Origin of the sequence: Vibrio sp. B1REV9 (assembly GCF_905175395.2) — a bacterium.
Taxonomy (GTDB): Bacteria; Pseudomonadota; Gammaproteobacteria; order Enterobacterales; family Vibrionaceae; genus Vibrio; species Vibrio alfacsensis.
The window spans coordinates 1373092-1387672 of sequence record NZ_HG992745.1 but is presented as its reverse complement, the minus strand read 5'-3'; the positions used below and the strand labels follow the sequence as shown (position 1 = coordinate 1387672).

Annotated in this window: 14 protein-coding genes and 1 pseudogene; all 15 read right to left on the bottom strand. The window is 46.5% G+C overall.

What is annotated here, in order from left to right:
* Nucleotides 1-6 precede the first annotated feature (6 nt).
* Entirely contained in the window at nucleotides 7-276 is a 270-nt protein-coding gene (gene fliQ / locus KHN78_RS11950; RefSeq protein ID WP_128810438.1) for a flagellar biosynthesis protein FliQ, read from the bottom strand.
* Between the two features lie 27 nt (nucleotides 277-303).
* The gene (gene fliP, locus KHN78_RS11945; RefSeq protein ID WP_211916188.1) at nucleotides 304-1173 is read right to left on the bottom strand and encodes a flagellar type III secretion system pore protein FliP; all 870 of its coding nucleotides are present in this window, start codon (nucleotides 1171-1173) and stop codon (nucleotides 304-306) included.
* A complete protein-coding gene (fliO, locus tag KHN78_RS11940) occupies nucleotides 1160-1573 on the bottom strand; it encodes a flagellar biosynthetic protein FliO (RefSeq protein ID WP_211916185.1) in 414 nt (137 codons plus the stop codon). The genes fliP and fliO overlap by 14 nt, the downstream gene beginning before the upstream one ends.
* A gap of 1 nt (nucleotide 1574) precedes the next feature.
* Nucleotides 1575-1985 carry a flagellar motor switch protein FliN gene (gene fliN, locus KHN78_RS11935; protein ID WP_128810436.1) on the bottom strand — a complete coding sequence of 137 codons (411 nt, stop codon included), beginning with the start codon at nucleotides 1983-1985 and terminating at the stop codon, nucleotides 1575-1577.
* Between the two features lie 102 nt (nucleotides 1986-2087).
* Complete coding sequence (gene fliM / locus KHN78_RS11930) at nucleotides 2088-3131, bottom strand: flagellar motor switch protein FliM (protein ID WP_211916184.1); 1044 nt, start codon at nucleotides 3129-3131, stop codon at nucleotides 2088-2090.
* A gap of 7 nt (nucleotides 3132-3138) precedes the next feature.
* The gene (gene fliL / locus KHN78_RS11925) at nucleotides 3139-3639 is read right to left on the bottom strand and encodes a flagellar basal body-associated protein FliL (protein ID WP_211916183.1); all 501 of its coding nucleotides are present in this window, start codon (nucleotides 3637-3639) and stop codon (nucleotides 3139-3141) included.
* A 99-nt stretch (nucleotides 3640-3738) separates the two neighbouring features.
* Entirely contained in the window at nucleotides 3739-5742 is a 2004-nt protein-coding gene (locus KHN78_RS11920) for a flagellar hook-length control protein FliK (RefSeq protein ID WP_211916182.1), read from the bottom strand.
* Nucleotides 5743-6022: 280 nt separating this feature from the next.
* Complete coding sequence (gene fliJ / locus KHN78_RS11915; protein ID WP_128810434.1) at nucleotides 6023-6466, bottom strand: flagellar export protein FliJ; 444 nt, start codon at nucleotides 6464-6466, stop codon at nucleotides 6023-6025.
* A 6-nt stretch (nucleotides 6467-6472) separates the two neighbouring features.
* Nucleotides 6473-7792 carry a flagellar protein export ATPase FliI gene (gene fliI / locus KHN78_RS11910; protein ID WP_128810433.1) on the bottom strand — a complete coding sequence of 440 codons (1320 nt, stop codon included), beginning with the start codon at nucleotides 7790-7792 and terminating at the stop codon, nucleotides 6473-6475.
* A 3-nt stretch (nucleotides 7793-7795) separates the two neighbouring features.
* Complete coding sequence (gene fliH, locus KHN78_RS11905) at nucleotides 7796-8596, bottom strand: flagellar assembly protein FliH (protein WP_128810432.1); 801 nt, start codon at nucleotides 8594-8596, stop codon at nucleotides 7796-7798.
* Nucleotides 8597-8710: 114 nt separating this feature from the next.
* Nucleotides 8711-9766 (bottom strand): flagellar motor switch protein FliG, encoded by a 1056-nt coding sequence (gene fliG / locus KHN78_RS11900; protein ID WP_128810431.1) that lies wholly within the window; start codon nucleotides 9764-9766, stop codon nucleotides 8711-8713.
* A pseudogene (gene fliF / locus KHN78_RS11895) lies at nucleotides 9759-11500 on the bottom strand (flagellar basal-body MS-ring/collar protein FliF). Before fliF ends, fliG begins: the two are co-directional and overlap by 8 nt.
* Before the next feature lie 15 nt (nucleotides 11501-11515).
* Nucleotides 11516-11827, bottom strand: a complete 312-nt coding sequence (gene fliE / locus KHN78_RS11890; protein WP_128810430.1) for a flagellar hook-basal body complex protein FliE — start codon at nucleotides 11825-11827, stop codon at nucleotides 11516-11518.
* A gap of 126 nt (nucleotides 11828-11953) precedes the next feature.
* A complete protein-coding gene (locus KHN78_RS11885) occupies nucleotides 11954-13363 on the bottom strand; it encodes a sigma-54-dependent transcriptional regulator (protein WP_211916180.1) in 1410 nt (469 codons plus the stop codon).
* A 29-nt stretch (nucleotides 13364-13392) separates the two neighbouring features.
* The gene (locus KHN78_RS11880) at nucleotides 13393-14424 is read right to left on the bottom strand and encodes a sensor histidine kinase (RefSeq protein ID WP_211916179.1); all 1032 of its coding nucleotides are present in this window, start codon (nucleotides 14422-14424) and stop codon (nucleotides 13393-13395) included.
* Nucleotides 14425-14581: the final 157 nt, after the last annotated feature.

The window sequence follows — 14581 nt, the reverse complement described above, 5'->3', positions numbered from 1 at the left end:
GAGACTCTAGTACAGAACCTGAGGTAGACGTTCAATCAAGCCGTAAAAGTATTCGGTCATCATTTGCGTCATCCAATGCCCGAATAACATCAAGGCCAGTAACGTGACAATCAAACGCGGCAAGAAACTCAATGTCTGTTCGTTAATGGAGGTTGCGGCTTGGAAAATAGCGACCACAAGACCAATCAATAAGCTTGGAATGATAATGGCGCACACCATGATGAGCACTAACCACAGCGCTTCACGGAATAGCTCGACAAACATTTCTGGAGTCATGTCCTACCCTCTTCTCTCTATGCCAATCTACAGGGCAAAACTGCCGGCGAGCGTCGATAGAATCAGGTTCCAACCATCCACCAACACAAACAGCATCAACTTGAACGGCAATGACACGATCATCGGTGACAACATCATCATACCCATCGCCATCAAAACCGAGGCCACAACTAAGTCAATAATCAAAAATGGCAAAAACAGCATAAAGCCAATCTGGAATGCCGTTTTTAGCTCAGAGGTGATAAAGGCAGGAATAAGCACCGCCATAGAAACATCTTCTGGGTTCGTCACTTGCGCTCCCGACATATTGACGAAGGTTTCCAGATCTTTAATCCGAGTTTGCTTGAGCATGAACGCTTTCATTGGTACTTGCGCGGCATCGAACGCTTCTCGCGCCGTCACTTGCTCATTTAGATACGGCTGCACGGCCGTGTCGTTAATCTCATTTAAAACCGGGGACATGATGAAAAAAGTCAAGAAAAGAGCAATACCAATGATCACCTGGTTTGATGGCGTTTGTTGCAAACCCATTGCCTGACGCAAAATCGACATCACCACCACAATACGTGTAAATGAGGTCATCAAAATCACCATTGCAGGCAAGAAGCCCAGCATGGTCATTAAGGCTAGGATCTGTAATGTGACCGAATAATCTTCGCCGCCATCAGCATTAGTGGTCATGGTAAAGGCGGGGATACCCGTGCCGTTTGTCACTGACATAGAGCGACTCGCCCCCGAGTCACTTTCCATTGCTTTTACGGTCACGCTGTCGCCCTGAGCCAAGTTAGATGGCAATAGGGATGCCTCAGCCTGAGCAAAAGAAAGCGAAGAAAACAGTACTCCTGTCAGCAGCACAAACATGCTGAGCAAGAGGCGAATTGAATTACCCTTTATCATGTTTTTTTATCAGTTGGCTAAATTGACTGGCAAAAGCACCTGTCGCCAACTCATCCTCTTTCAATGGCTTTTCTAGTTTGGCTAAGGTCTGAATCGATTGACTGGTAATACCGACTAAAAATTGCTCTTCACCGACCTGTATTACAGCAATGCGCTCTTTTGTACCTACAGGCAATTGATTGATGATACGCAATCCTTTTTGCTGTCCCATTGCTGGCACTTGCATACGTTTTAACAACCACGCCAAAAGCAAAATAACACCAATGACCAATACCAAAGAACCCAAGGTAGTCGCTAAGTCGAGACTGGTTGGTGCAGCAGCAAATGCATAAGGAGCACTCAGCATTAAGCTCAGTGCTCCTGTTATTTGCTTCAATCGAGTTTTGATTGAATGGCTCATGTTAACGCAGCTTTTTAATTCGTTCGGTTTGGCTAATGACGTCCGTTAAACGAATACCAAACTTGTCGTTGACGACAACCACTTCACCATGAGCGATGAGCGTCCCGTTCACCAATACATCCAGTGATTCACCCGCTAAACGATCCAGTTCCACGACCGAACCTTGGTTCAATTGCAATAAGTTACGGATGCTGATTTGCGAACGGCCTACTTCCATTGAGATAGTCACTGGAATGTCCATGATGGTATCCAGTTTGCGGCGCTCATCATCAGAGATAGGGCTTGAGGTATCTCTTAGCTCCTCTAACGGAGCCGCTAATACTTCATCCACATCAATCATCGGTGCTGATGGGTCTTCACTAAGCGCGGCAGCCCATTCGTCTGCGAGTCTTTGGTCGTCACTCGGTTGCATTTTTATATCCTGTTTTAAACCTTATCTTTGCCATGCTAAATAGGCTTTCTCAAAAGAATGTTTCTTTCAACAAAAAACTAGTGGATCAATTGGTAAGGGTATTTAATCGTCTGCATCGTCATTCTCAAGCTCAGTCATAATGTCTTTACTCAAGAACGCTAAATCGGTTTTTACCACGTGCGGTCGCTCAATTTCTTGAGAAATCTGCACTGCCATTTTATCGTCAGATCGCCCCATCTTAACGCGATAAGTCGGCAAATCTTCGATGAACATCGTTGCGTGCTCCGGCATCTCAATGGGAATAACATCGCCCGGTTGCAGCTCCATCAAATCGCGCAGAGAAATGTTTTTTTCCAATAAGTTGACTCGGAAATTCACTGGACAATCCATGATTTCTTCGCGCAGTGCAGAGCTCCAACGTACGTCGGTTTCCATCTTGTCGGACTGAACACCCGCATCAAGTAATTCTCGGATAGGCTCAACCATCGAATACGGCATAACAACATGGAAGTCACCGCCACCGCCATCCACTTCAATATGAAATGAGCTTACGACAATCACTTCCGTCGGGCTGACGATGTTCGCCATACTTGGGTTCACTTCTGAGTCTAGGTATTCGAACTCAACCCCCATCACTGGCGACCATGCTTCTTTGTAATCTTCGAAAACAATTTTTAGCAATAATTGGATGATACGACGTTCCGTTGGCGTAAATTCTCGCCCTTCGATCTTGGCATGAAAACGACCATCCCCACCGAAGAAGTTCTCCACCAAAATAAACACCAGTCGCGCTTCCATCGTGATCAACGCGGTGCCTTTTAATGGACGAAAACGTACCATGTTCAAACTGGTTGGGACATAGAGCGTATTTTGATATTCACCAAACTTCATCATCTGCACACCGTTGATCGAAACCTCAGCGGTTTTGCGCAGCATATTAAAGAGGCTAATGCGCATATGTCGTGCAAAACGCTCATTAATAAGCTCGAGCGTCGGCATGCGACCACGTACGATCCGGTCTTGAGATGAAAAATCAAAACTGATCGCACTATCATTGTCATTATCTAAGGGCTCATCAATGTCATCAACATCGTCCACCCCGTGCAGAAGCGCATCAATCTCGTCTTGGCTTAATAGATCGGTCACGTTTTACCTATTGAATTACAAAATCTGTAAATAGTACTTTTTCAATCACTGGCTTACCCACTGCTGCACTTAGCGCCGCTTTAATGTCATCCGAAGCGCGGTCACGCAACTCAATACGGCCAGTCGGAGAACGCAGTTGCTCTACCGTTGCAGAGGCGAACGTAGACAACAACGAGCTCTCAATCAGTGGGGAATGATAGCGAGCTAATTGCTCATTTTCACTGCCTCGCACCATCAATTGTGCTTTGATCTGTACTAATCTATCGCGACGGTCCCCCGTCACATTAAAAATAAATGGCTGCGGGATATTTACATAAGCAATAGGTTGAGCGGTTGCTGCCGCTTGTGCCTGCTGAGTTTGTTCAGTTTGTGCTGGTGCATCTGATCCCATCAAAAAGAAAGCGGCTGCACCACCACCAATCAGTAATACCACTACGGCAATAATGATGATCAGTAGCTTGCTTTTTCCTTTTGCGCCCTGCGCGCCTTGTAGCTGCTCTTCTGCCATTACGTTCTCTTTATCTGCTTATTTTTCGTTATGATTCATTTAATTTGCCTATTGGCGGGGTGGACAAAGTATTTCTATCATCGCATTCGAATGGCCATTTTAAGCGTAGAAACTGATTCCATCACGCTTTGTAGACACATTCAAATCAAGATTCACATCACCATCAACGTTTTCATCTCCCGCTTGGGCGAATCCTCGACCTGACGTTCCCTGCCCCTGCTGTTCTGAAGCCGCATACTGTCTTTGCTGTTGACCACCGCTTTGCTGCTGTACCGATGAATCAGCTAATTGCATACCTTGCTGGGCAAGCATTTCCCTTAAGCGAGGTAAGGTTTGTTCTATCAAATCACGCGCCTGTGAGTTGGCTACGGTGAAATGCACATTCGCGATATCGTTGTTCATTGTCATGCGAATCTGCATGCGACCAAGCTCTGGCGGATCAAGTCGAATATCGAGGTTCTTCAAATTCTTCGACATCATCATTTGGACTTTTTCCGCGACTTGGTCGTTGGCCATTTCCTTAGTTAACTGCAATGGCAATTGAGCTTGCTGTGCTGCATCCACTCGAGCTTGTTGCTGAGCCGCCACTCCTTGTTGACCTGCCGCGGCTTGAATTTGCCCAGCTAAACCATGCTGTGGTTCATTTTTATCTTGTTGATTTGCCGCAGACTTCAACGCACTCGCCGCTAGACTCGCACCCATCACCGCTTTATTTTGCTCTGGGGTGGAAGCCAGTTGCGACATCGAATTTATCGCAGCTGCGTTTTGGTTGCCGGCGGTCAACGATTCTGGCATTGCTGCTTTATCAGTATTCGAAGTCACCCCATTTTGCGTACTATTTGCTTGTGCATTTCCTTGCAAGGTGACGTTTTGCATTTGTTGTGTAGCAGTTGATGTCGAAGCCGTCATACGCGCTGCTTGGTGCTCTGCCATTGCCGATTTTACATCATTTGGCAATGCCACAAATTGAGCAAATTCTTGAGGCTTAATGTCCGCGAGCATCGTGCCCGTTTTTAAGCCCTCGATAATGTCTAACTCTTGAGCAGAAAGAGGTTCACCCTGAGCTAATTTCGTATCGATGACTTCAAGTTCATTGAGTGAAACACGCTGTAATGCCAACGCACCACCTTGAGCAAACAAATCAGCATCAGGGAGCATCGCAGCATCTGAACCTTGTGTTACCAACTGTCCGTTAATGGCGACCTGTGTCGTTGCATTTAACGTCGCTTGGGTGTGTGCAACTTGCGCACTTGAGTTATTCCAATCAATTTGCGCTGCTTTATCAGTAGCTGAACTTGATTTAACGCCATCAGATGAACTCTCTGAACGTAAAGCAGAACCACTGGTTTGAAGCTCAACAGCATCAGTTGAGGTTGCGTGGCCTGATGGCGGTGACAGCTCCTTCTGAACAGGGTTGTTTAGTACTGAAGAACCTGTCATTGAACCTGCACTCGCGATTTCAGCAGAATCACCTTGTACGTTGACTTGTTGTTCTGTGATATCAGATTTCGCCGCCATTGATTCAACGCTCACTGGCAAATCATTGCCGCTTTGAGTAGTGCCGCTTTTAGCAGTACCGGAGTCATTCAGTGTCTGGTTAGCTTGTTGAATACGCCCAAGTAACGCTTGCCCCTCACCCATCGTACTTTTGACATCATCACTGTCCGACACATTGATTTCCGAAGCGTTGTTTTCTGAGGCGTTATTTTTCGAGGCATTGTTTTCCAAATAACCGGCGTCAGAAGCGCCTGCTGGACCCTGTCCATCTTCACTTTGAGCTTTGCTCAACAAGGCGTCATCTAATGCTACATCGGTAGAACTTGCGCCAACTTTCCCCTCACTAGTGGAGGTTGTTGAGTTTGTATTATGCGTTTCTTCCGCTTGGGAGGCTTGGCTCGCAACATCATCGGCTACTGCGCTTTCAGCCTGAGGTTGAGTGTTAGATGTCGTGTTCATCTTTTCTGATTTCTGAGAACCGGTAAACACATCCACGAAAGCTTCAAAGAACCCTTTGCTCTCCGTGCTTTCTGTAGCAGCTTTATTTGAAGACTCCAAACTGGAAGTCTTATTACTCGCTGATACATTGGACAAATTCACGTTCATAAAGAAACTCTCGGTGAAAACAGCACACTTTCAGTGCAGTCATAGTTGATTCAAAGGCAAACAGACATCGCTGACTTAGCCACTGACTAAGGCCAACATTTACAACGGTGCAAACTTCATAGCGAAAAATTGTATGACGCACTTGCTTCAACAACCTATTGCAAACGTCTCTTCTGCAAAAATCACGCCAAACCTACTGATGTTTTTCTGACGATATCAACATCACGCTCCACAGGCCATCGAGAGTGACGAAAGCGCTGCTAGTTAGTATTGGGAGGACTTAAAATGGCCTTGGTTTACGGCTATAGAGCAAGGTAGAGAACTCGTCCATTTGCTTTTGTTCTCGTTTGGCTTCTAATGCCTGTTTTTCTTTGGCTCGTTTTTCGATCATCCACTCATACGACATACGTTCTTTACGCATGTTCAGCCAGTAATCTTGGCAATTTTCAACTTGGTATTTGAAGTGGTTTTCTGCTTGTTTTTGCTTAGATAAGGTTTCATCTAATTGAGTCAAGAAACGATTTAAATGACCATACTGACTGGCCGTTAAGCCTCCCTTTCCGCGATCGACTAATTGTTGGCAATAATCCAATCGGTACTTTTCAATTTGTTCAACTTGACGATAGTAATCATCCAGTTCTGTTCGCGCTTTATTGAGGGCTAATACGGCTTGGTCTTCTCGTTCTTTCGCCTGCTCGAGCAGGAAATCCATTGCATTTTCCATTTACGATTAACCGCCCAGAATGTTTCTTAGCATGTTGACGCACATATCGTATGGCACCGATTCTTTCATGCGTTGTTGCAAGTAATCATCCAATCTTGGTTTAAGCGTAAATGCGCCATCGATGGCCGGATCGGTGCCTGGCTTGTATGCACCAATCGACACCAAATCTTGATTCTTACGACAAATAGACAGGACCTGACGCACCGCTTTCGACATAAGAACATGCTCTTCGGTGGTGATTTGCGGCATTACACGGCTGACTGATTTTTCAACATCAATGGCAGGATAATGACCTGCATCCGCCATTTCTCGCGATAACACAATGTGGCCGTCAAGGATCGCACGAGACGCGTCTGCGATTGGGTCTTGAAGATCATCCCCCTCCGTAAGAACCGTAAAGAAAGCCGTGATTGACCCTTGTTCCGGACTGCCATTACCTGCTCGTTCCACCAGCGCTGGCAATTTAGCAAACACCGACGGCGGATAACCTTTGGTAGCAGGAGGCTCACCAACAGACAGCGCGATTTCACGCTGCGCCTGAGCAAAACGGGTTAACGAGTCCATCAGCAATAATACATCTAAGCCTTGATCACGGAAGTATTCCGCAATCGTCAATGAAGTTTGGCAACCTTTTAAACGCATCAAAGGAGAAGCATCCGCTGGCGCGGCAACCACGACAGAACGACGACGTCCCTCTTCACCTAAAATTTCTTCAATAAACTCTTTTACTTCGCGTCCACGCTCACCAATCAGTCCTACAACTACCACTTGTGCGGTAGTACCACGAGTCATCATGCCTAATGTCACCGACTTACCCACACCGGAACCCGCAAACAGACCGATACGCTGACCTTTACCAACCGTCAGCAAGCCATTGATGGCTTTTAAGCCGACATCAAGTGGCTCAGAGATAGGCTTACGTGCCAATGGGTTAATAGGCTCGGCATTAAAAGAAGCACGTTGCTCAGTGTAGATTGGGCCAAGACCATCGAGTGGATTCCCAACCCCATCAATCACTCGGCCAAGCAGTTCCATACCAACAGGCAGACCCGCTTCACTGGTTAGTGGCGTCACTTTTGCGCCCGGTAAGATGCCCGTGATCTGTTCACTTGGCATTAAGAAAAGGTTGTCGCCTGAGAAGCCCACTACTTCGGCTTCCATATGACCGGACATGGTTTCTACGAGACACAAACTGCCGATGGGAGCTCGACACCCGGTTGCCTCTAAGGTTAAACCAACCACACGAACTAGTTTGCCAGACGCAACGGGACGCGTCGTTAATCCCTCGACCTTATAGTTCTTTAAACGGTCCGCCAAAGCTAGCATTCGCTACTCGCCTCCTTGATGGCGGTTCGCTCCACAGAAGCTGTTCAACACGCTTTTAATCCGTTCTTCCATGCGGTAGTTGATGCTCGATTCTCCCGCTTCAATCTGCAAGTCCCCACGATTCAGAGATGGTTCGGAAACCAACGTCCAATTGCGACAATCCAGATCTTCTTCACCATAAGCAGAACGAATAATCGCGATATCATCTGGATGCAAATGCAACGTAATTGGATGCCCAGAAATTGGCAATACTTCCACAGACTGCTTGACAGTATCTAAGATAATTTGAGGATTGGTTTGTACTTCAACGTGCACGACTTCTTTCACTAAGCAAAGCACCATGTCGACCAATTGCTTTTCTACCTGAGCGTTCATTAGCTCCAAGGGTTGCGCGAATTGGTTCGCTAAGTTCATGAATGTTTCGACTTGCTGTTGGATATACTCTTGACCCGCAGTCACCCCTTCCGCTTTACCAGCTTCAAGACCTTCTGCATGTCCCGCTTGTAGACCTTCTTCTTTGCCTTTGTCATAGCCCTGTTTAAAGCCCGCTTCTTGACCTTGATACAAGCCCTCTTGATAGGCACCTTGCTTGATCAGTTCAATCTGCTCTTCGGTGAGTTCGAATGCTTGTTCTTCTTCAGGCTCATCGAAGCTAGGTACCCAACCAGGGTCGTAATTAAAGGCGGTTTCTTTGGCTTGCTTTGCTTTAGGCTCACCATAATCCGGCAAACCCCAACGTTGAGGTTCGATCATCGCATCGTCTTCATCAGGACGGATAAATCCACGTTTTCTATCACCAACCATGAGTCGTCTACCGTTTATTGTGATTACACGTTTATTACACCAATCGTAACAAGTGATTGGTGAGGAAAGGAGGGAGTCAGCGTTCTTCAATGCAATGAAGAACGCTAAAAGAGATTATAAGAACTCGTCTGCGCCGCCAGACAACATGATTTCACCTGCATCGGCCATACGACGGGCAATCGCCAAGATTTCTTTTTGAGCCGCTTCAACATCGGCAACACGAACTGGTGGCATTGCTTCGATGTCATCACGCATCATCTCAGCAGCACGCTTAGACATGTTCTTGAAGACTTTCTCACGCAGAGAATCATCAGCACCTTTAAGGGCACGTTGAAGCACATCTTGCGGAACATCACGCAGCAATTTCTGAATACCTTGGTCGTCCACTTCCACCAAGTTTTCGAACACAAACATAAGATCTTGAATTTGCGTTGCCATGTCTTCGTCTTGATCGCGGATTTGCTCCATCAAGATTCCCTCGACGTTGTTGTCTAGGTAGTTCATGATTTCTGCTGCTGCTTTCAAGCCGCCAATCTTCGCGGCTTGTGCACCCGCTTGACCTGCAAACTGCTTCTCCATGATTTCGTTCAGCTCGGCCAGTGCTGATGGCTGAACTTCTTCTAGGTTAGCAATACGCATCATCAGATCCAAACGCACGCGCTCTGGGAACTGAGAAAGAATTTCCGCTGATTGATCCGCTTCCAAGTAGGACAATACGATGGTTTGGATCTGAGGGTGTTCATTGACAATAATGCTGGCTACTTGACGTGGATCCATCCATTTCAATGAATCTAGACCTTTTGAACCCGTCCCCAATAGGATTTGGTCCACCAAGTTATTGGCTTTGTCTTCACCTAATGCTGCCACCAAGGCGTTACGCATAAAGTCTTCGCTGCCCATACCAATATTGGTGTATTTCTGAATGTCTTCTAAGAATGTTCGATGCACCGCAGAGACTTTCTCTTGGCTAAGATCTTTTGCTCGTGCCATCGCACTACCAACACGTTGAACCTGTTTGGGTTCTAAGTGACGAATAATACCTGCAGCATCTTGTTCGTTGAGACTTAACAGCAAAATCGCTGCTTTTTCTTCACCTGTAATGGTTGAAGCATCAAACTCAACCGGCAAACCTGCGCCGTTGTCATTTTGCGCTACGATGTCGTTAGCCATTGTCATTCATCCAGTTTTTCACAACTTGAGCCGCAAGCTCTGGTTCATTGGCAACCAGTGCACGAACCGCTTTCAATACGTCTTCATCTTTATGTAGATTTGGCAGATCGATGCTCGAACCAAATTCGAACAATTCACCGCCTTCGATGTCACTACCAATCAAGCTGGTTTCACCATTCGCACCAATTGGTAGGCCATCTGGTCCATACATTTCATCTTCATCACTGCCAGCAGGGTTAAGCAGTTTCTTCATTGCTGGGCGAACAAGTACAAGGACAACGACGATAATCACCAGTGCACTTGCAAACCAACGCACCCACTCACTGAAGTTCTGGTGCTCCCAAATCGGAGGCTCAACCAACTGCTCCATTTCTGGCTCAGCAAACTTTACGCTTAGTACATTCAGCAAGTCACCGCGAGACTCATCAAAGCCAACCGTACCAATGAGAACCTGACGAATCGCATTGATTTCAGCTTCCGACATTGGCGTATGAGTCACTTCTCCGGTGTCTGGATTAACGTGAGTGCGGTTTTTGATTGCAACCGATACGGTTTGACGTGCCAACGTTCCGGTCTGTTTACGTTCATGACTGATGGTAGTATCAAGTTCAAAATTTCGTGTCGATTCTTTGCGAACCGAGCCTTGCCCCATCGCCGAACCATCTTTCATTTGAGCTACATCTTGCGGAATAGAAGCATCTGCTGGGGGTTGGTTACTTAATGCCCCTGGAATACCCGCCACCATATTACCGTTATTGTAATCTTCCAATGCATACTCGCTGCGAGTGGCTGGTGTATTCGGATCAAAGCGTTTACGTGTTTGCTCAACCGCACTGAAATCCATCTGGATATCCACTTGTGCGGTGTAATTACCGAAACCAAGAATCGGCAACAGTACTGAGTCGATTTTTTCACGCAGTGCCTGCTCTTGGCTTCGCTCTAGCTCTTGTTCTTTACGGCGCGCAGCCGATGCCGGGTCTTGCGACCCAGAACTCAATAAACGGCCATGTTGGTCTGTTACCGTGATACGTGACGTCTTCATGCTTGGTACCGCACTGGCGACCATATCAACGATAGAATCCACTTCCCCTTGCTTAAGGTTAGCGCCTGTCGACAGGGTTAAAAAACGGAGGCAGACGCTTCTTGATTATGGCGAACAAAGACACTGTGCTTTGGCAATGCAAGCAACACTCGAGCTTTACGAACTTGCTTCATTTCTTCGATGGCTTGTGCAAGTTGACGCTCGCGGCTGAGCTTTAATCGTTCTTGCTCTAAACGCTGAGAGACACCAAAACCCATATCTTGCAATAAGATATCATCGCCAGCTTCTGTTGGTTTATTTACACCAGCGCGCACCATCCCAAGTTTAATCGAGTTATATTCACTCGACTCGACAGAAACATTGTTACCATCAAGCTTGTAATTGATCTGTTGCTGGTCGAGATAATCCAGTACAGGGATCAGTTCTTCTGTCTCATACACACCAAGCGGACGCATCTCTGGTTCTTTTACCCAAAAGAACAGCATCACAATCAAAGCAACACAGATAGAGATTGAAAGCACGAGTACGACTTGTCGAAGTAAATCGAGGTCACCTACGGCCATATCAAATTTGGAAGCGCTACGCTCTTCGAGATCAGGGTTTTGCCCCTCAACGTCAAGATCGGAGCTCGCAATCAGTGCGCCATCTGAGCCACCATTGCTAACGGTTAAATCTGTAGACTTGTCTGCCACACTTATTACCTAAAATTACACTGGCATGTTCATGAGGTCTTTGTAAGCCTCTACGAGTTTATTGCGGATTTGGACAGTGGCCTCGAAAGCAACACTGGATTTGTTACGAGCAATCATCACATCAGATAAAGAGACATCTGCATCGCCACGGTCAAAACGTGTTTGAAGATCGCCTGATGTTTTTTGAAGTGAGTTGACATTATTGATGGCTTTAGTGAGCAGATCACCAAAATCTGCCCCAACTTGTGCGCCTGTTCCAACTGGCGTTGCATTCGTTGCCCCAACCATCATGGCGCGCATTTCTGCTTGAATACCATCAACTTTCATTGTCACCTCTAAGCCAAAACTTTGACTATTAATAAAACTGTTTTTTTGACACAGCAATTAACGTGCCATAAGACAAGAACGTTGCAGTTTAACCACTCTTTATTCTTATGGCTACGCATGTCGCGACTAAGCCGGAATATCGATACCTGCATCACGCATTTTGGCGAGTTTATAGCGCAACGTTCGTGGGCTGATACCCAGTTTATCGGCCATTTCTTTACGGCGACCGTTACACTCAATCAAGGTTTCTAGAATGATGGCATACTCTTGATCGCGCAACTCCCCACCAAGCCCCTCACCACCAGCCGCCGCACGGTGAGTCGGTTCTGCTTGAGCAACAGGTTTAACATCTGGCACGATGACATGAGCATTTTGAACAACATGCTGAAGACTGCTCGCATCTTGCCAATCTACACCCTCTAGCAAAATATGTTCTGCATCAATGTCACCGTTTTCACTCAAAATCAGTGCACGTTGAACCACGTTGTCTAATTCACGAACGTTACCCGGCCATGGATATTGAAGTAGCTTCTCCAATGCAACATCAGAAATTTTTGGCACCGGCATGCCCATCTTGCTGCAATGGCGCTCCGCAAGATGCGTTGCAAGCGGTGCGATATCACCCTTACGCTCGCACAATGCTGGCCACGAAATTGGGAAAACATTTAAGCGGTAGTACAAGTCTTCACGGAAGTTACCCTCTGAAACATACTGTTTTAAATCACGGTTACTCGTTGCAAGCAGACGCACATCCAGCTTGATGCTCTTACGACTCCCTAAACGTTCCACTTCGCGCTCTTGTAATACGCGCAGTAATTTCGCTTGAAGGCTTAAATCCATTTCACTGATTTCATCCAGCAAAATCGTACCGCCTTGTGCTTGTTCAAACTTACCCGGACACGCTTGTACCGCACCGGTAAACGCCCCTTTCTCATATCCGAATAAGGTCGCTTCCAACATGTTGTCTGGAATAGCCGCACAGTTGATGGCGACAAAAGGGCCATCTTTACGATGAGAAGCATTATGGATGTAACGAGACATCACCTCTTTACCGGAACCACTTGGGCCCAAGATCATAACGTTTGCATCGGTGCGCGCGACTTTATCTGCCAAAGCAAGAAGACGCAGGCTTTTTTCATCTGCTACTACCGCATCACCGTTATCATCACTTTTGATAGGGGCATAACGGCTCACCATATTGAGCAGAACTTCAGGTGCAAATGGCTTCGCCATATAATCAATCGCACCCTCTTTCATTGCCGACACAGCGTCTTCTATGTTTGCGTACGCCGTCATTAGAAGAACCGGCAAATTTGGCCAATTCTGTTTGATATTGCGAAGCAGCGCTAAGCCGCCCATGCCTGCCATTTGCACATCAGAAACGACGATGTCCACTGCGTTCGACTTCAGCTTCACTAATGCGTCTTCTGCACAATCCGCTTCTAACCATTCGTACCCTGCCAGAGCCAGAGTATCGACCAAGGCTTCACGAAGACCTTCATCGTCTTCTACGATCAGCACTTTGCTTTGCGCCATTATGATTCTCCTGTTATCGCAAAAGCCGCTTACTGCGCTTCTGCTTGCACTCGCTCTAGCGGAATGCACATCGTAAAGCAGGCTCCATCACCCTGCTCTGAAATAAGTTCCAATCGACCGTCATGGGCACGGCAAACCATCTGAACTACCGCGAGCCCCAACCCCGTTCCTTGAGAACGTGTGGTGAAAAATGGCTCCATAATTTTGGCTTGTAGTTCTTTTGGTACGCCCGGGCCGCTGTCTTGCACAGAAATGCGCAATTCACCGTTCACCGGACGAAAAAAAACATCAATTTGCGATTCTTTTCCTGACATTTGAATCGCATTCATCACTAAGTTACTTAGTGCTGATGCAATGGCGTTTGCATTGCCAAGCAGCTCGGTCTGCTCTTCTTCGACTTCAAGGAAGTAGTCAATGTTATTGTTCTTCAGCGCGGTTTCGACCATTGGCTGATATTCGGCAACCAACTGAGCAATGCTAAATGGCTTAATGACTTTATTATCACCACCTTTGGCAAAAAGCAGCATATCATTTACCTGCTTTTCCAAATCGTGCAGTCGATCCATTAATTTGCTTTGAAATCGATCTTTCGTTGCTGGTGGAAGATTTGGGGCGGCAAGGTTAGAGGCGTACAACATTGCACTCGATAGTGGCGTCCTCACTTGATGCGCCAATGACGCAACCATCCGACCTAAAGAAGATAAACGCTGCAAATCACTGATTCGTGACTGCAATAACCGCGTTTCCGTTAAATCCGTGATGAGTATCAATTGCCCGGTTGTCGAAGCCGAGATCGCTAAACGCACTTTACGACCATTACGCAATGAAACTTCATGTCCGTCATCCTCACGCGGATCAAAAACCGCTTGAATAATGGTGAACCACTTTTCGTTCACTAACGGAATCTCAAGAATTCGGTGTGCTTCTGGGTTTGCTTCACGAACAACACCATGTGTATCAAGTAAGATCACCCCTGCAGGCATCACATCCAATACTTGTTTGTATCGCTCTACTTGATTTTCTACCGAATCGAGATGGGATTGGTTGGTGTTATTGTCCATGTACTGCCTGTCGAAATATCGCCATTTAACAACTAAATAGCTAGACAAGCAATTTATATACCAATCATTTTTACAATTTTATCAACCAGTTAGTTAGAGACTATAAGTTAGTCAGCGACAATAAGTTGACACATGCATAAACAACAAAACCCGCAAG